The 16,891-nt window shown below is 72.9% G+C and carries 14 protein-coding genes; all 14 read left to right on the top strand.

Annotated elements, in window-relative coordinates; translation table 11 throughout:
- Positions 1-114 precede the first annotated feature (114 nt).
- The 14 genes from H7827_RS04130 (at position 115) to H7827_RS04065 (ending at position 16,784) form a co-directional block, all read left to right on the top strand.
- Positions 115-1,368 carry an NAD(P)/FAD-dependent oxidoreductase gene (locus tag H7827_RS04130; RefSeq protein WP_432747934.1) on the top strand — a complete coding sequence of 418 codons (1,254 nt, stop codon included), beginning with the start codon at positions 115-117 and terminating at the stop codon, positions 1,366-1,368.
- Positions 1,365-1,622, top strand: a complete 258-nt coding sequence (locus H7827_RS04125) for a (2Fe-2S)-binding protein (RefSeq protein ID WP_030732105.1) — start codon at positions 1,365-1,367, stop codon at positions 1,620-1,622. Before H7827_RS04130 ends, H7827_RS04125 begins: the two co-directional genes overlap by 4 nt.
- Positions 1,615-3,033: an NAD(P)/FAD-dependent oxidoreductase gene (locus tag H7827_RS04120; RefSeq protein WP_432742762.1), complete on the top strand. Its 1,419-nt coding sequence runs from the start codon at positions 1,615-1,617 to the stop codon at positions 3,031-3,033. Before H7827_RS04125 ends, H7827_RS04120 begins: the two co-directional genes overlap by 8 nt.
- On the top strand, positions 3,030-3,959 hold the full coding sequence (locus H7827_RS04115; RefSeq protein WP_432742760.1) for a dihydrodipicolinate synthase family protein: 930 nt from the start codon (positions 3,030-3,032) through the stop codon (positions 3,957-3,959). Before H7827_RS04120 ends, H7827_RS04115 begins: the two co-directional genes overlap by 4 nt.
- Position 3,960: 1 nt before the next feature.
- Positions 3,961-4,962 (top strand): proline racemase family protein, encoded by a 1,002-nt coding sequence (locus tag H7827_RS04110; RefSeq protein WP_432742758.1) that lies wholly within the window; start codon positions 3,961-3,963, stop codon positions 4,960-4,962.
- Between the two features lie 237 nt (positions 4,963-5,199).
- Positions 5,200-5,868 carry a GntR family transcriptional regulator gene (locus H7827_RS04105; RefSeq protein ID WP_386538385.1) on the top strand — a complete coding sequence of 223 codons (669 nt, stop codon included), beginning with the start codon at positions 5,200-5,202 and terminating at the stop codon, positions 5,866-5,868.
- A gap of 316 nt (positions 5,869-6,184) precedes the next feature.
- Entirely contained in the window at positions 6,185-7,885 is a 1,701-nt protein-coding gene (locus H7827_RS04100) for an ABC transporter substrate-binding protein (RefSeq protein WP_432742756.1), read from the top strand.
- Between the two features lies 1 nt (position 7,886).
- The gene (locus H7827_RS04095) at positions 7,887-8,843 is read left to right on the top strand and encodes an ABC transporter permease (protein ID WP_386538381.1); all 957 of its coding nucleotides are present in this window, start codon (positions 7,887-7,889) and stop codon (positions 8,841-8,843) included.
- On the top strand, positions 8,840-9,838 hold the full coding sequence (locus H7827_RS04090) for an ABC transporter permease (protein ID WP_200363349.1): 999 nt from the start codon (positions 8,840-8,842) through the stop codon (positions 9,836-9,838). The genes H7827_RS04095 and H7827_RS04090 overlap by 4 nt, the downstream gene beginning before the upstream one ends.
- The gene (locus tag H7827_RS04085; protein ID WP_432742753.1) at positions 9,835-10,650 is read left to right on the top strand and encodes an ABC transporter ATP-binding protein; all 816 of its coding nucleotides are present in this window, start codon (positions 9,835-9,837) and stop codon (positions 10,648-10,650) included. The genes H7827_RS04090 and H7827_RS04085 overlap by 4 nt, the downstream gene beginning before the upstream one ends.
- Positions 10,647-11,489, top strand: a complete 843-nt coding sequence (locus tag H7827_RS04080; protein WP_432742751.1) for an ATP-binding cassette domain-containing protein — start codon at positions 10,647-10,649, stop codon at positions 11,487-11,489. The genes H7827_RS04085 and H7827_RS04080 overlap by 4 nt, the downstream gene beginning before the upstream one ends.
- Positions 11,486-12,775 (top strand): alpha/beta fold hydrolase, encoded by a 1,290-nt coding sequence (locus H7827_RS04075; RefSeq protein ID WP_432742749.1) that lies wholly within the window; start codon positions 11,486-11,488, stop codon positions 12,773-12,775. Before H7827_RS04080 ends, H7827_RS04075 begins: the two co-directional genes overlap by 4 nt.
- Positions 12,772-14,133 carry an aminopeptidase P family protein gene (locus H7827_RS04070; protein ID WP_386538377.1) on the top strand — a complete coding sequence of 454 codons (1,362 nt, stop codon included), beginning with the start codon at positions 12,772-12,774 and terminating at the stop codon, positions 14,131-14,133. Before H7827_RS04075 ends, H7827_RS04070 begins: the two co-directional genes overlap by 4 nt.
- On the top strand, positions 14,130-16,784 hold the full coding sequence (locus H7827_RS04065; RefSeq protein WP_432742747.1) for a beta-L-arabinofuranosidase domain-containing protein: 2,655 nt from the start codon (positions 14,130-14,132) through the stop codon (positions 16,782-16,784). Before H7827_RS04070 ends, H7827_RS04065 begins: the two co-directional genes overlap by 4 nt.
- Positions 16,785-16,891 lie beyond the last annotated feature (107 nt).

The raw sequence follows: 16,891 nt of genomic DNA, 5'->3' as shown, positions 1-16,891 counted from the left end.
CCGCTGCGACGGGGCGGTGTGCGGGACAGGCGTGCGGGCGGTTCGGACGTGGTCCGCCTGCGACCGCGATGACCGGTGCCGAACCCGTCTCGGCCCCGGGAACAACCGGCGGGGATCCGTGAATCAGGGGTCTCCCGCTCGCGAGCAACATGTGACATAGTACTGCGCGTGTCCACCGCTCTGAGAGTCGTCGTCGTGGGCGCCGGCATCGTCGGCGCGGCGGTCGCCCGCGTCCTCGCCCGGGCCGGCTGCGAGGTGACCGTCGTCGACCGCGGCGCCACGGCCGGGGGCACGTCCGCCGGCGGTGAAGGCAATCTGCTCGTCTCCGACAAGGAGCCGGGCCCCGAACTGCGGCTGGCGCAGCGTTCGCTCGCCGCCTGGGCGCGCATCGGGGACGAACTGCGCGACGAGCTCCCCGCCGGGTTCCCCGGCCTCGAACTGGAGCGCAAGGGCGGCCTGGTGGTCGCCACGACCGAGGCGGGCGCGCGTAACCTGCTGGCCTTCGCCGACACCCAGCGGGCCGCCGGAGTGCGGGCCGAGACCGTGGACGAGGGCCGCGCCCAGGAGCTCGAACCCGATCTGACGCCCGATCACACAAGTGCCGTGTACTACCCGGAGGACCTTCAGGTGCAGCCGGTGGCCGCGACGGAGGCGCTGCTGGCGGCGGCCCGCCGGCACGGGGCACGCGTGCGGCAGGGCGTCGAGGTCACCGGCCCTGTGCTCTCCTCGGGCCGGCTGGTGGGCGTCCGGGCCGGTTCCACCACCCTGCCCGCCGACGCCGTCGTCGTGGCCGCGGGACCCTGGTCCGGCCTGGTCGCCGAGCGGCTCGGCGTCGTCCTCCCGGTGCGCCCCCGGCGCGGCACGGTGCTGGTCACCTCGCGGATGCCGGCGCGCATCCGGCACAAGGTGTACGACGCGGACTACGTGGGCGCGGTCGGCTCCGGCTCCGCCGACCTGCAGGTCTCCAGCGTCGTCGAGTCCACCGCCGCCGGGACCGTGCTGATCGGCTCCTCCCGCGAGCGCCGCGGCTTCGACGAGCGGATCGAGGCCCGGGTGCTCGCCGCGCTGGCCGCCAAGGCGCTGCTGCTGTTCCCCTTCCTGGCCGACGTGCAGGCGATGCGGGCGTACGGGGGGTTCCGCCCGTTCGTCCCCGACCATCTGCCGGTGATCGGCGCCGACCCGAGGCTGCCGGGGCTCTGGCACGCGACCGGGCACGAGGGGGCCGGGATCGGACTGAGCCTGGCCACCGCCGACCTGCTGCGCGACCAGTTGCTCGGCACCGCGGACGGTGACCTGGACCCGGCGGCCGCCGAGTTCCGCCCGGACCGCCCCACCCTGCTGCCGTACCTCGAAGGGAGCGCCCCATGACGCGGATACGGATCGAGGTCGACGGCGACCCGGTCCCCGGCCTGGCCGGGCAGACCATCGCCGCGGTGCTGCTCGCGGACGGGCGGGCGGCCTGGCGGCGTACCCGCACCGGCCGCCCCCGCGGGGTCTTCTGCGGGATCGGCGCCTGCTTCGACTGCCTGGTGACGGTCAATGGGCTGCGCGATGTGCGGGCCTGTCAGCGGCGCGCCGCGGACGGCGACAAGGTCGACCTGCAGGAGGACGATCGTGACTGAGGTACTCGTGGTGGGCGGCGGGCCCGCCGGGATGGCCGCGGCGCTGGCCGCCCGCCGGCACGGCGCCCGCGTCGTCCTCCTCGAAGCGGGCGACGACATCGGCGGCCAGTACTGGCGGCATCTGCCGGCCGGGCGCGCCGACGCCGGCGAGCGGCACTGGCACCACGGCTGGGACCGCTTCCTCGCCCTGCGCGCGGCGCTGCGGGACGACGCGGACTGCGAGATCGTCACCGGCGCCCATGTCTGGTCGGTCGACCGGCGCGACGGTGCCCCGCCGCTGGTGCACGTGGTCGTCGGCGAGCCGGACGGGCAGGGGCGCGAGCCGCGTACCTACGACCCGGCGGCCCTGGTGCTGGCGACCGGGGCGTACGAGCGCACCCTGCCGTTCCCCGGCTGGGACCTGCCGGGCGTCTTCACCGCCGGGGCGGCGCAGGCGCTGGCCAAGGGCGAGCGGGTGGCCGTGGGCCGCCGCGTCCTGGTGGCCGGCGCCGGACCGTTCCTGCTGCCCGTCGTCTCCAGTCTGCTGCGCGTCGGCGCCGAGGTCGCGGAGGTGGCCGAGGCGGCCCGCCCCGCGCAGCTCGCCGCGGGCTGGGCGACCCGGCCCTGGGAGTTGCTCGCCGCCCGGCGCAAGGCCGGTGAGCTGGCCGGCTACGCACGCGAGTTGGCCGCCCGCCGGATTCCCTACCGGACGGGGGCGGCCGTCGTCGCGGCGCACGGCACCGATCGGGTGGAGGCGGTGACCGTGGCACGTCTGACCCGCCAGTGGGCGCCGGTCCCCGGCACCGAACGGCGGATCGAGGTCGACGCCGTCTGCGTGAGCCACGGTTTCCTCCCGCGCACCGAGCTGGCCACCGCGGCCGGCTGCGCGGTGGGCGCCGACGGCGCCGTCACCGTCGACGCGCGGCAGCTGACCTCCGTGCCCGGGGTCCTGACGGCCGGTGAGCTGACCGGCATCGGCGGGGTCGACCTGGCCCTGGCCGAGGGCGAGATCGCCGGAAGCGTCGCCGCCGGCGGCACGCCCGCACCGGGCGCGGTCCGCGAGCGGGCGGTCTTCCGGAGGTTCGCCGCACGGCTCGCCGCCGCGCACGGCATCCGCCCCGGCTGGCAGGCCTGGGTGGACGACGGGACCGTGGTGTGCCGCTGCGAGGACGTCACCGCCGGGGCGCTGCGCCGGACCGCCGAGCTGACCGGATCCCGCGGGCTGCGCTCGCTCAAACTGACCACCCGGGCCGGCCTGGGCCTGTGCCAGGGCCGTACCTGTGGCCGCACGGTCGAGGACCTGCTCACCGGCGCGAACGGGGTGGAGCTGCTCGACCCGGGCCGCACCGCCCACCGGCCGATCGCCATCCCCGTACGCCTGGGTGAACTCTCCGATTCGACCAGGACCCGCAACCGAGAGGACCTCCCATGAGTACCGCACCGACCGACCTGCGCGGCGTGATCGTCGCCACCGCGCTGCCCTTCAAGGAGAACCCCTCGGCCCCGGCCGGCCTCGAGGTCGACTACGACCGGTACGCGGAGCACTGCGACTGGCTCATCGCCTCCGGCTGCCGCGGCGTGGGCCCCAACGGATCGCTCGGTGAGTACTCCGCGCTGACGGATGAGGAGCGCCGCAAGGTCGTCCAGGTGGCCGTCGAGACGGTCGGCGGGCGCGGCGTCGTGGTCGCCGGGGTGCACGGGCCCGGGTGGCACCAGGCCAGGCGCTGGGCCGAACTGGCCGCCGAGGACGGCGCGGACGCCGTGCTGGCGCTGCCCCCCACGATGTACCGGGCCAACCGCGCACAGGTCGTCGAGCACTTCACGAAGATCGACGAGGTGGGTCTGCCCATCATGATCTACAACAACCCGATCGACACCAAGGTCGATCTCGTCCCCGATCTGGTGGCCGAGATCGCCCGGCTGCCCCACGTCAGCGCGATCAAGGAGTTCAGCGGGGACGTGCGGCGGCTGTTCGAGATCACCGAGCGGTGCGACATCGACGTGGTGGCCGGGGCCGACGATGTGCTCTTCGAGCTGATGGCCGACGGGGCGGTCGGCTGGTTCGCCGGCTTCCCCAACACCTTCCCCGCCGAGTCGGTGGAGATCTACGACCACATGGTGGCCGGCCGCTTCGAGGAGGCCCGTGAGCTGTACAAGCAGCTCGTCGCGGTGTTCCGCTGGGACTCGCGCACCGAGTTCGTGCAGGCCATCAAGCTCGGCATGGACATGGTCGGCCGGTACGGCGGCCCGTGCCGCCCCCCGCGCGGTCCGCTGTCCGCCGAGCACGACGCCCAGGTGCGCGCCGACATGCGGCGGGCCGTCTCCGCCCTGGAGGCGCGCCGCGCGGTGGCGGCCTGAGATGCGCACGTCACGGTTGTTCTCCGCCGTCGACTCGCACACCGAGGGCATGCCGACGCGGGTGGTGACCGGCGGCATCGGGGTGATCCCCGGCGCCACCATGAACGAGCGGCGGCTGTACTTCGTCGAGCACCTGGACCACGTCCGCAGGCTGCTGGTGAACGAGCCGCGCGGCCACTCCGCGATGAGCGGCGCGATCCTGCAGCCGCCGACCCGCCCCGACGCGGACTTCGGCGTGCTGTACATCGAGGTCTCCGGATGCCTGCCGATGTGCGGGCACGGCACCATCGGGGTGGCCACGGTGCTGGTGGAGACCGGGATGGTGGAGGTCCTCGAGCCGGTGACCACGATCCGGCTGGACACCCCGGCCGGTCTTGTGGTGGCCCGGGTGGCGGTCAGGGACGGGCACGCCGAGAGCGTCACGCTGGAGAACGTGCCCGCCTACTGCGAGCGGCTGGACGCGACCGTCGAGGTGCCCGGCCTCGGCGGGATCGGGTACAGCCTGGCGTTCGGCGGGAACTTCTACGCGATGGTGGACCTCGACGCGGTGCGGCTGCCGTTCGACCGGGCGCGCAAGGACGAGATCCTGAGCGCCGGACTGGCCATCATGCGGGCGATCAACGCGTCGGCGCCGCCCGAACACCCGGAGATCGAGGGTGTCGGGCACTGCCACCACGTGGAGTTCATCGCGCCCGGCTCGGACGCCGCGCACTCACGGCACGCCATGGCCATCCACCCCGGGTGGTTCGACCGGTCGCCGTGCGGCACCGGCACGTCCGCCCGGATGGCCGAACTGCACGCCCGGGGCGAGCTGGGGCTGCACCAGGATTTCGTCAACGAGTCGTTCATCGGCAGCCGGTTCACCGGCCGTCTGGTGGGGGAGACCACGGTGGCCGGCCGGCCCGCGGTGCTGCCGACCATCACCGGCCGGGCCTGGGTGACCGGGATCGGCCAGTACATGCTGGATCCGACCGATCCCTACCCGGCCGGTTTCGAGTTCTGAGAGCGATGACGGACGTCGCGCGGCTCTCGGCCGCCGGGTTACGCTGGGCGCAGGTCGTTCCGATCGGCACCGCCACGCACCGCCACGCGTGCCTCCAGCAGCCGGTGACACGGCAGTGGACACCACTGCCGATGTCCCCCGCACGCGCGACGACCGTCGAATGCGATACTTCAGCACCGCATCGGCCGACGAGGACCGGTGGGGTGTGACATTCCAGTCCTGGGAGGGCGGCGCAGGATGAGTTCATTCATCATCGGCCCGGTGTCGGTGGGGGCCAGCCTGCGCGGCACGGTGGAGGACGCGGTGGCCGCGGCCATCGTCTCGGGCGAACTCCCCCCGGGGACCCTGGTCACCGCGCCGACGCTGGCCACCCGGTTCGGCATCTCCGCCACGCCGGTCCGCGAGGCCCTGCTCAATTTGCAGGAGCGTGGCTTCGTCGACGTGGTGCGCAACAAGGGCTTCCGGGTCACCGAGGTCAGCGAGCAGGACCTGTGGGAGATCGTGCGGCTGCGCCAGATGCTGGAGGCGCCGCCGATGCGCGAGATCGCGCGGGTACTGCAACCGGAGGCCGTCGCCGACCTGCGGGGCAGGGCCCAGAGCATCGTCGACGCCGCGGCGGCGGCCGATCTGCCGGCCTACCTCGCCGCCGACATGGCCTTCCACCTGCGGCTGCTCGAACTGCACGGCAACCACCGGCTGGTCGCGATGGTGAAGGATCTGCGGCAGCAGACGCGCATGGTGGGCCTGGCCGACATGATCGGTACCGCCGAGCTGGCCCGTTCGGCCGCCGAACACCACAGCCTGGTCGACCTGTTGGAGGCGCGTGACGGGCGGGGTGCGGAAACGCTGCTCACCGCTCACATCGGTCACGTGCTCGGGTGGTGGAACGGCCGCTCGGAGGACTGAGCCACTGTTGTGAACGAGCCCGCCCGGCTGTGCCGGGCGGGCTTCGTGCTGCTCCGGGCCGGAATGTCGGCGCGGTAAATTCTCGCGCAAACTCTTCTCCAGAGAGGTGTCACATACTACTGTCCCTCTCGTGGTCGGGATCGCAGAGATCGTGACCGCTCCGTGGTCCCGGTCGTGGCCGCTCCGCCCGCCGGCCCACCGGACCCGCAGTGCATCTGCTCCCCGCTTCGCCTCATCGTCGCTGGCCCGCCGGCCCGTTCCCCGTCCCCTTCCCGGACGGCGCGGCTGCCCGCACCCGACCGGAAGGTAGGACCCCATGAAGAGAACCCCGTCTTCAGCGGCACTCGCTGGGCTGGTGGCCGGCGTACTCACCCTCACGGCCTGTTCCGGGGGCGGCACCTCGCCCACCGGCTCCGGCTCCGGCAGCGGCGATGGGAACGCGGTCAGGGGCGGGACCGTCCAGGTCCTGCAGTCGACCGACTTCTCCTACCTCGACCCCGCCCGCGGCTGGGACGGCGGCGTCAACGCGCTGTACCGCCTGCTGTACCGCCAGCTGGTCACCAAGGCCCCCAACGACGCCGAGGACCCCAACGCGATGGTCCCCGACCTCGCCGAGAGCCTCGGCGAGGTCTCCGACGACGGCCTCACCTGGACCTACCGGCTCAAGGACGGCATCACGTTCGACACCGGCGCCCCGATCACCGCCCAGGACGTCAAGTTCGGCATCAGCCGCAGCTGGGATCCGGAGATAGGCATCGGCTCGCCGTACATGAAGCAGCTCATCGACGCCCCGGACGACTACGAGGGGCCCTACCGGTCGGGCGACCTGCCGACCATCGAGACCCCGGACGAGCGCACCATCGTCTTCCATCTCAAGGCCCCTTTCCCCGAGTTCGACGCCGCGCTCTCCCAGCCGAGCGGCACCCCCTTCCCGGTCGGCACCGGCGCGGGCGACGAGTTCATCAACGACGTCGTCTCCTCCGGCCCCTACGACCTGGCGGAGTTCACCCCGGGCAGCCTCATCCAGCTCACCCGCAACCCGCACTGGGACGCGGGGACCGACCCGGTCCGCAAGGCCTACCCGGACGCGTGGCGCTTCACCATCGGCGTCGAGGGCGCCACCATCGACGAACGGCTCATCGCCGGCCAGGGCACCGACATCAACGCGATCGCCGGCAGCGTGCAGCCGGCCACCATCGCCCGCCTGCAGACACCGCAGCTCCAGGAGCGGATCCTCAAGGCGCCCTCGACCTGCCTCACCTACATGGGGCTCAACACGACGAAGGCGCCGCTGGACGACGTCCGGGTGCGCCAGGCCGTCAACTACGCGGTGGACAAGGGCTCGGTGCTCAACGCCACCGGTGGCAGCCAGTTCACGACGATCTCGCACAGCATCCTGCCGCACACCGTCTCCGGACACACCGACTACAACCCCTACCCCAGCGAGGACGACGCAGGTGACGTCGCCGAGGCCAAGCGGCTGCTCGCCGAAGCGGGTCTCCCCGACGGATTCACGATGACGGTGGACGTCCGCGCGCGCGACGTCGAGCAGCGCAAGGGCGAGGCCATCCAGCAGGCGCTCGGGCGGGCCGGCATCACGGTCGAGCTGAACGTGATCGACGCCGCGACCTATTACGAGACGATCGGCACCCCCTCGCAGCAGCACGACGCGGCGATCACCGGCTGGTGCCCGGACTGGGCGTCCAGCGCCTCCACCTTCCTGCCGCCCCTGTTCGACGGCCGGGACATCACCGACAAGGGCAACCAGAACCTCGCCCAGCTCGACGACGACGCCATCAACGCCGAGATCGACCGGATCGGCGCGATGACCGACCTGACCGAGGCCAACGCGGCCTGGGGCGAACTCGACAAGACGATCATGACCCTGGCCCCCATCGTCCCGCTGAACGTCGACAACCGCATCTACCTGCCGGGCACCAACGTGGCCGGCGCGGTCGCGCCCAGCGGCGACCTCGACTACGGGATCATCGGTCTCAAGGACCCGGCGAAGGGCTGACATGACGCTCCCGTCAACCGGCCCGCGGCCCTCGGCGGTGTCCCCACCGGGCACCGCCGGGGCGGCCCCCGACCCCCGCCGCGGCGTGACCCGTACCCTGCTGCGCGACCCGGTCGCCGCGGCCTGCCTCGGCTACATCGCCCTGATCGTCCTGATGGCCGTGTGCGCACCGCTCATCGTCCGGATCAGCGGATGGAACCCCTACGAGTTCGACCAGAGCGCCATCGACTCCGACCTCGGCGGCATCCCCGCCGGGTCCTGGGGCGGCATCTCCGGATCGCACTGGCTCGGTGTCGAACCCGGCAGCGGCCGGGACGTGTTCGCCCGGATCGTGTACGGCGCCCGCTCCTCCCTGGTCATCGCCCTGGGCGCGACCGTGCTCACCACGGCGCTCGGTGTCGTGTTCGGCCTGCTGGCAGGCTACTTCGGCGGCCGGACCGACATGCTGATCTCGCGCGTCATGGAGTTCCTGATGGCGTTCCCCGCGCTCATCTTCATGATCGCCGTGCTGTCCGCACTGCCCGCCGAGGACCGGCGGTACCTGCTGATCGTGGTCATCTCCGTCTTCGGCTGGCCCTATCTGGCCCGGATCGTGCGCGGACAGACCATGTCGCTCAAGGAACGCGAGTTCGTCGAGGCGGCCCGCGCCTCCGGCGCCTCCCGCACCACCATCGTGTTCACCGAGATCCTGCCCAACCTGCGTTCGACGATCCTGGTCATGGTGACCCTGGCGATACCCGGGTACATCGGCACCGAGGCCGGGCTGTCCTTCCTCGGCGTCGGACTGGCACCGCCCACCCCGTCCTGGGGCCAGATGATCGCGAGTTCGGTGAACTGGTACGCGGTGGTCCCCACCTACTTCCTGGTGCCGGGCGCCTTCCTGGCGCTGCTGGTGCTCTCCTTCATGGTCCTCGGTGACCGCCTGCGGACCGCCGTCGAGCCGGGGGGCCGCTCATGACCCGCTACGTCGTGCACCGCCTCCTGGGCATGGTGCTGGTGCTCTTCCTGGTCTGCCTGTTCACCTACATCATCTTCTTCGCCCTCTCGCCGGACCCGGCCGTACAGATCTGTGGCAAGAACTGCACCCCCGAGCGCATCGACCGGATCCGCGAGAACCTCGGCCTGAGCGACCCGTTCCTCACCCAGTTCCTGCACTTCCTGCAAGGGCTGTTCGTGGGCCGGGAGTACGGCAGCGGACCGGCCACCGTCTTCTGCGAGGCGCCCTGCCTGGGCTACTCGTTCCAGACCTCGCAGTTCGTCACCGACATGATCGCGCAGCGGCTGCCGGTGACCGCCGTGGTCGCCCTCGGCGCGGCCGTGCTCTGGCTGCTCATGGGGGTGATCGGCGGGCTGCTCAGCGCGGTGCGCGAGGGCCGGTTCACCGACCGGTTCATCACCGGGCTCACCCTGGGCGGCATGGCCGTCCCCAACTACGTGCTCGCCCTGGCGATGCAGTACGTGCTCGTGGTGTGGCTCCAGTGGCTGCCGTTCCCGCAGACCGTACGGTTCGCCGACGACCCCGGCCAGTGGTTCCTCAACTTCATCATGCCCTGGACGGTCCTGGCGATCGGCTACGCCTCCGCGTACACCCGGCTCACCCGCGCCAACGTGATCGAGACCCTGGACGAGAACTTCGTACGCACCGCGCGGGCCAAGGGCCTGCGCCCGCACCTGGTGTGGCGCCGGCACGCGCTGCGCCCGGCGCTCACCCCGGTCGTCACGATCGCGGGCATGGACTTCGCCGGCCTGCTCGGCGGCGCGCTGATCACCGAATCGGTCTTCGGGATCAACGGCGTCGGCAAACTCGCGGCGGACTCCATCACCAAGAACGACCAGCCGGTGATTCTGGCGGTGACGCTGCTCGCGGCGTTCTTCGTCGTGGTCGGCAACATGCTCGTGGACCTGGTCTATTCGGCGATCGACCCGCGGGTCAGGGTGGGAGTGGCCGCATGAGCGACCTGCTGCGCGTGCGCGGACTGACCGTCGCCTTCGACGGCGTGCCCGTGGTCGACGCCATCGACTTCACCGTGCCGCGCGGCGGCGCCCTCGGCATCGTCGGCGAATCCGGCTCGGGCAAGTCGATGACCAGCCTCGCCATCATGGGGCTGCTGCCCAAGGGCGCCACCCGCGCCGGCAGCGTCACCTTCGACGGCGGCGAACTCACCGCCCTGAACGAACGCGGGATGCGCGCCGTGCGCGGCGACAAGATCGCGATGGTCTTCCAGGACCCGCTCTCCTCGCTCAACCCCTATTACACGGTGGGCGCCCAGATCACCGAGGCCTACCGCGCGCACCGCTCCGGCGTCACCCGCAAGGCGGCCCGCAGGGCGGCGATCGAGGCGATGGAACGCGTCCACATCCGCGACGCGGCCCGCCGCGTGGACGAATACCCGCACCAGTTCTCCGGCGGCATGCGCCAGCGCGTCATGATCGCGATGGCGCTCAGCACCGAGCCCGACCTGATCATCGCCGACGAGCCGACCACCGCCCTGGATGTCACCGTCCAGGCCCAGATCCTCGATCTGCTCGCCGAGGTACGCCGCGACACCGGGGCCGCCCTCATCCTCATCACCCACGACCTCGCCGTGGTCAGCGAGGTCGCCGACAGCCTCATCGTCATGCGGCACGGCAAGGTGGCCGAGTCCGGCACCGCCGAGCAGATCTTCTCCGACCCGCGCCACCCGTACACCCGGGCGCTGCTCGACGCGGTCCCGCGGATCGACGACGAGATCGGCGCGCTCCAGACCCTGGGAGAGGACACATGAGCCCCGAACCACTGCTGCGGGCCCGGGACCTGGTCAAGGAATTCCCCATCGCCGGCACGGCCGGCCTGCTGCGCCCCGCGCGCAGGTTCACCGCCGTGGACTCCGTCTCCTTCGACCTGCACGCGGGCCGCACCCTCGCCCTGGTGGGGGAGTCCGGTTCCGGCAAGTCGACCACCGCGCGGCTCGCCGCCCGCCTCATCGACGTCACCTCGGGCACCGTCCACCTCGACGGCCGCGACATCACCGCCCTGCGCGGGCCCGGGCTGCGCGAGGTACGCCGCCAGGTCCAGGTCGTCTTCCAGGACCCGTTCTCCTCGCTCAACCCCCGGCACACCGTCGAACGGATCGTCACCGCGCCCCTGCGCTACCAGAAACGCCCGATCCCCGGCGGCCCCCGGACGGTCGCCCGCACGCTCATGGAACGGGTCGGGCTCGACCCCGATCACATCGACCGCTACCCCGCGCAGTTCTCCGGCGGGCAGGCGCAGCGCATCGGCATCGCCCGCGCGCTCGCGGTGGGCCCGCGCGTCCTGGTCTGCGACGAGGCGGTCTCGGCGCTCGACGTCTCGGTCCAGGCGCAGATCATCAATCTGCTGCGCGAACTCCAGCGCGAGGAGGGCTTCGGGTGCCTGTTCATCGCCCATGACCTCGCCGTGGTGCGGCAGATCGCCACCAGCGTCGCGGTGATGACGGCCGGCCGCGTGGTGGAGGCCGGCGAGCGGGACGCCGTGTTCGAGAATCCGCAGCACGAGTACACCCGCACCCTGCTGGCCGCCGTGCCGCGGATCCGTCCCGAGTGGGAGGCGCGCCGGCGCAGGGCGAAAGGAGCACGCGCATGAACGCGGTCGCCTACCCGCTGCCCGGAGCCTGGGTCCGGGAGTTCACCGTCACCGTGCCACTGGACTGGTCGGCTCCCGGCGGCGAGAGCATCGAGCTGTTCGTCCGGGAGTTCAGCGACCCCGAACGCCGCGACGAGGACCTGCCGCTGCTGACCTACCTCCAGGGCGGCCCGGGCGGCGCCAACCCGCGGCCCGCCCCGGTGGGCGGCTGGCTGGCCGAAGCCCTGGCGCGCTACCGGGTCGTCATGGTCGACCAGCGCGGCACCGGCCGCAGCACCCCGCTCGACGGAACCGCCATCGCGGCCTTCCCCGACGCGCGGGCGGCGGCGGACCACCTGCTGCGCTTCCGCGCCGACTCCATCGTGCGCGACCTCGAACACGTGCGGACCCACCACTACGGCGGCAGGCGATGGGCCACCCTCGGGCAGAGCTTCGGCGGCTGGATCACCCTCACCTATCTGTCCCACGCCCCCGAGGCGCTGACGGCCTGTTACGTGTGCGGCGGGATCCCCGGCACCCCGCCCGACCCCGAGGAGGTCTACCGGCGCACGTTCGACCGGGTGGCCGGCAAGACCGCCGACTTCTACCGGCGCTACCCCCAGGACGTCGCCGCGGTGGCCGCGATCGCCGACCGGCTCGCCGCCGGTGGCGTGACGCTGCCCGACGGCTCGCCGCTGTCGGTGCGCCGGTTCCAGACCCTGGGCGGGGACCTCGGCTTCGGAGCCGGCCACCAGCGCCTGCACTGGCTGGTCGGCGAGGCCGTCCGCCCGGACGGCAGGCTCTCCGACGCGTTCCTGGAGACCGCGCTGGTGCGGACGTCCACCGCCGGGAACCCGCTGTTCTGGACGCTCCAGGAGTCGATCTACGGCGACGGCGCCAACGGCCCCTTCCGCTGGGCCGCCCAGCGCGAACGGGACAGGCGCCCGCAGTTCGCCGAGGACCGCCGGCCGCTGCTGTTCACCTCCGAGATGACGTTCCCGTGGATGTTCGAGGAGATCCGCGCCCTGCGGCCGTTCGCGCCCGCCATGGCCGAACTCGCCGAACAGCGGGTGTGGAGCCCGCTCTACGATCCGGCCCGGCTCGCGGCCAACGACGTCCCGCTGGCCGCCGCCGTGTACGCCGACGACGTGTTCGTCGACGCCGGGCTGCAGCGCGACACCCTGGCCCGGGTCGGCAACACGCACACCTGGGTGACCAACGAGTACGAACACGACGGCATCACCGACGGCCGGGTCTTCCGCCGGCTGCGGGAGATGATCCGCGACCAAGGAGGCGAAAGGCGTTGACCGAGCCGACCAGAGCGCCGTACGCCGGGACCAGGCCGCCGCGGCTGGCCGACCAGAGCCCCGGCTTCCTGGCCCGCATCGGGCAGGGCTGGGCCGAGCGCGACATCCCGGCACCGGTGACGCGGGCCGCCGCGCGGGCGGCGGCCGAACACCGGGCCCGGCTCAGCGACCGGCTGCCGGACCGTACCGTGGTCCTGGCCGCCGGCCGGGCCCCGCGCCGCAACGGCGACGCGGACTACGCGTTCCGGGTGGACAGCGACTTCCTGTGGGCCACCTCGTGCCAGGCCGAGGGCGCCGTCCTGGTGATGACGCCCCGTCCGGGCGGCCACGACGCGGTGCTGTATCTGCCCGCCCCGGCCCGGCCCGGCGAACGCGACTTCCACGCCAGTGCGACGCACGGCGAGCTGTGGGTCGGCCCCTCGGCCGGCCTCGCGGCGTGGTCGGCGGCGCTGGACCTGCCGGTGCGGCCGATCGGCGACCTCGGCGACCCGCACCCCGGCCCACCCGATGACCTCCGCGCGGTCCTCTCCGACCTGCGCATGATCAAGGACGACTGGGAGATCGGGCAACTGCGCGAGGCCGTGGACCACACGGTCACTGGATTCGCCGCCGTCGCCGACGAGATACCGCGCGCCGTCGCCGAGGGCCTGGGGGAACGCTGGCTCCAGGGCACCTTCGACCGGCATGCCCGCACCTTCGGCAACGGGCCCGGCTACAGCACCATCGTCGGCTCCGGCGCGCACGCGCCGATCCTGCACTGGGTCCGCTGCGACGGCCCGGTGCTGCCCGGCGAGACGCTGCTGCTGGACATGGGCGTCGAGGCGAACTCGCTGTACACCGCCGACGTGACCCGCACGATCCCGGTCGGCGGCACCTTCACCCCCGCCCAGCGCCGCGTGCACGACCTGGTCGAGGCCGCGCACCGGGCCGGCATGGAGCAGGTACGCCCCGGAGTCACCTACACCGACTTCCACTTCGCCGCCATGGAAGTGCTCGCCCGCGGCCTGCACGACTGGGGGCTGCTGCCGGTCTCCGTCGACGAGGCGCTCGCCCCCCAGGGCCAGCAGCACCGCCGGTACCTCGTCTGCGGGATCGGCCACCACCTCGGCCTGGACGTCCACGACTGCGGCTCCTCCGCGTACGAGCGGTACCAGGGTGCCCCGTTGCGGCCCGGCATGGTGCTCACCGTCGAGCCCGGCCTCTACTTCCACGCCCACGACGAGACCCTGCCCCCCGAACTGCGCGGCATCGGCGTACGCCTGGAGGATGACCTGCTGGTCACCGGCACCGGACACGAGGTGCTGTCGGGCGCGCTGCCGATCGACGCCGCCGGGCTCGAGAAATGGGCCGCCCGATGACCCGCGCACATCCCTTCCCCCTGCGCGACGTCGACCTCCTGGCGGGGGTGCACTCCCGGACCCGGGACCAGATGCTGCACCTGGCACGGGAGTTCCCGGTGGACCGGCTCCTCGCCGTCTTCCGGGCCAACGCCGGACTCGACACCCGCGGGGCCCTGCCGCCGGGCACCTGGGAGGACTTCGGCCATCCCGACGAGCGCGCGTGGTCGGGGGAGGACTACCCGGGCCCGGGCGTGGCCCCCACCGCGAGCCTGCTGCGCGGACACTACGCGGGGCACTTCCTGTCGATGCTGTCGCTGGCGTACGCCTCGACCGGCGAGGAGGCCCTGCGGAAGAAGACGGACGAGATGGTCGCCGGCCTGGCCGAGGTCCGCAACGCGCTGGCGGCGACCGGGCGGTACAGCCACCCCGGATTCCTGGCGGCGTACGGCGAGTGGCAGTTCGCCCGCCTGGAGGACCTGGCCCCCTACGGCGAGATCTGGGCGCCGTACTACACCTGTCACAAGATCATGGCCGGGCTGCTGGACGCGTACGAGCTGACCGGCTCCGCGCAGGCGCTGGACCTCGTCACCGGCATGGGCCACTGGGTGGCGGGACGGGTGCTGCGGCTGGAGCGGGCACACCTGCAGCGCATGTGGTCGCTGTACATCGCCGGCGAGTTCGGCGGCATGAACGAGACCATGGCGGCCCTGCACCGGATCACCGGCGACCCCTCGTTCCTGCGCGCCGCCGGGGCCTTCGAGCTCGACAGCCTGCTGGACGCCGCCCTCGCGGGCCGCGACGTGCTCGACGGGATGCACGCCAACCAGCACCTGCCCATGCTCGTCGGCCATCTGCGCCAGTACGAGGCCACCGGCGAGCGCCGCTACCTCGACGCGGTCCTCGCCCTGTGGGACCGGATCGTGCCCGGCCGGACCTTCGCGCACGGCGGCACCGGCGAGGGCGAACTATGGGGCCCCGCCGACACCGTGGCGGGCTTCGTCAAACGGCGCAACGCCGAGACCTGCGCCACCTACAACCTTCTGAAGATCGCCCGTTCGCTGTTCGGGCACACCCGGGACGCCCGGTACGCCGACTACGCCGAGCGCGCCTCGCTCAACCACATCGTCGGCTCCCGCGCGGACCTCTCCTCGGACACCAGCCCCGAGGTCCTGTACATGTACCCGGTGGACCCGGGCGCGGTCCGCGAGTACGACAACGCCGGCACCTGCTGCGGCGGCACGGGCCTGGAGAGCCACGTCAAACACCAGGAATCGGTGTGGTTCCACGCGCCCGGGAAGCTGTACGTGACGCAGTACGTGCCCTCCCGGCTGCGCCTGGCCGGCGGGGAGGTGACACTGCGGACCCGCTATCCGCGCGACGGGAGGGTGGCGGTCGAGTTCGGCACCGCCTTCTCGGGCGAACTGTGCCTGCGCATACCGCCGTGGGCCGCCGGTGCCCGGATCGACGGGGTGGCCGTGCCGGTGCCGGCGTCCGGATTCGTTGCCCTGCGGCGCGACTTCCGCCCCGGCGACACCGTCGCACTCGAACTGCCGCTGCCACTGCGGCTGGTGCCCACCCCCGACGACCCCACCCTGGTGAGCGTGGAGCTCGGCCCCACGGTGCTGCTGGCCCGCGACGACGCCACCACCACGCTGCCGGTCGCGGCGGCCGCCCACCGGCGCCTGGACGGCACCATCGCCGGCCACACCGCCGAGGGCGACCTGGTCTCGGTGTTCGGCCGGACCTTCGAACCCGCCTGGTCCGGCGGCGACCACCGGCACCACATGTATCTGCGGCTGGCCGAGCCGGAGATCGCCTTCCCCGGCAGCGCGCCCGGGGTCCCCGACCGCAAGGACGCCGAGGGCTGGTCCTTCCTCACCGGCCTGTGGGCGGACGGCGGTTACGCCGACATCGACGCGTTCTTCACCGCCGTGCACCGGGGAGTGGTGCGGGCGGCCCGCTCCGGGCTGCTGAGCCGGGAGGAGGCGGTGGCCGTGCTCATGGCGGCGGCCTCCAGCACCCTCGACGACCCCACCGTGCCCCGCCGCGGCGTGCTCGGCCCCAACGCGGCGGACGCGCCGCGCGTGACCCGGCTGACCTCCGCGACAGGGCAGCCGGTGGAGGACGTCGTCCACTGGTCGCTGCCGCCGGACATCGGACGCGGGGATCCGCTGCCGGTGGTCCGGGTGGAGGTGACCGGCGACCGGGCCCCGTCCGGGTGGTACACCCGGGAGCCGGGATGCGTGGTGACCTCGGTCGGGTCCGCCACCGTGGAGGTCGCGGTGGGCGGGGGCCCGTGGCAGCCCGCGACGGGCGCGAGCACCCCGGTCCGGGAGGGGCGGCAGGTGATCCGGGGCCGGGCCACCGACTCCGCCGGCCGCACCGTCCACGCCACCCGCGAGGTCGCCGTGGACACCAGGCCCCCGTCGGTACGGGCCGAGGTCCGTCCGCTGGGCCCGAGCAATGTCGAGGTGACCCTCTACGCCGAGGACGACGTCTCCGGCGTGGACCGCGTGCGGTGGCGCACCCCGGAGACGTTCTGGGGCGTCTATCAGGAGCCGTTCACCCGGGCGTTGCGCGAGGAACCGCAGACCCTGGAGTTCAGCGCCACCGACCGGGCCGGGAACACCACGGAGGTCCAGCGGGTGGTGCTGCCGCCGCTGCGGTGAGCGTCCCGCCGGTGCCCCGTACCCCCCGCGGGGCTCCGGCCGCACCGAGAACCCGCCGGTCACCCGCCGGATGTTGGCCGGCCCTGGGCGGGTGAGGGGGCGGCACG

Source organism: Streptomyces sp. JH002 (assembly GCF_050916115.1).
In the GTDB taxonomy this organism is placed as follows: Bacteria; Actinomycetota; Actinomycetes; order Streptomycetales; family Streptomycetaceae; genus Streptomyces; species Streptomyces xiamenensis.
Note: the sequence above shows the minus strand (reverse complement) of the source record. Positions and strands in the feature narration are given on the sequence as shown.

Bases quoted from the DNA above. Each gene is read 5' to 3' on its own strand.
- H7827_RS04105 (WP_386538385.1), top strand. From the start codon at position 5,200: ATGAGTTCATTCATCATCGGCCCGGTGTCGGTGGGGGCCAGCCTGCGC.
- H7827_RS04065 (WP_432742747.1), top strand. From the start codon at position 14,130: ATGACCCGCGCACATCCCTTCCCCCTGCGCGACGTCGACCTCCTGGCG.
- H7827_RS04115 (WP_432742760.1), top strand. From the start codon at position 3,030: ATGAGTACCGCACCGACCGACCTGCGCGGCGTGATCGTCGCCACCGCG.
- H7827_RS04075 (WP_432742749.1), top strand. From the start codon at position 11,486: ATGAACGCGGTCGCCTACCCGCTGCCCGGAGCCTGGGTCCGGGAGTTC.
- H7827_RS04100 (WP_432742756.1), top strand. From the start codon at position 6,185: ATGAAGAGAACCCCGTCTTCAGCGGCACTCGCTGGGCTGGTGGCCGGC.
- H7827_RS04110 (WP_432742758.1), top strand. From the start codon at position 3,961: ATGCGCACGTCACGGTTGTTCTCCGCCGTCGACTCGCACACCGAGGGC.
- H7827_RS04080 (WP_432742751.1), top strand. From the start codon at position 10,647: ATGAGCCCCGAACCACTGCTGCGGGCCCGGGACCTGGTCAAGGAATTC.
- H7827_RS04090 (WP_200363349.1), top strand. From the start codon at position 8,840: ATGACCCGCTACGTCGTGCACCGCCTCCTGGGCATGGTGCTGGTGCTC.
- H7827_RS04095 (WP_386538381.1), top strand. From the start codon at position 7,887: ATGACGCTCCCGTCAACCGGCCCGCGGCCCTCGGCGGTGTCCCCACCG.
- H7827_RS04085 (WP_432742753.1), top strand. From the start codon at position 9,835: ATGAGCGACCTGCTGCGCGTGCGCGGACTGACCGTCGCCTTCGACGGC.
- H7827_RS04125 (WP_030732105.1), top strand. From the start codon at position 1,365: ATGACGCGGATACGGATCGAGGTCGACGGCGACCCGGTCCCCGGCCTG.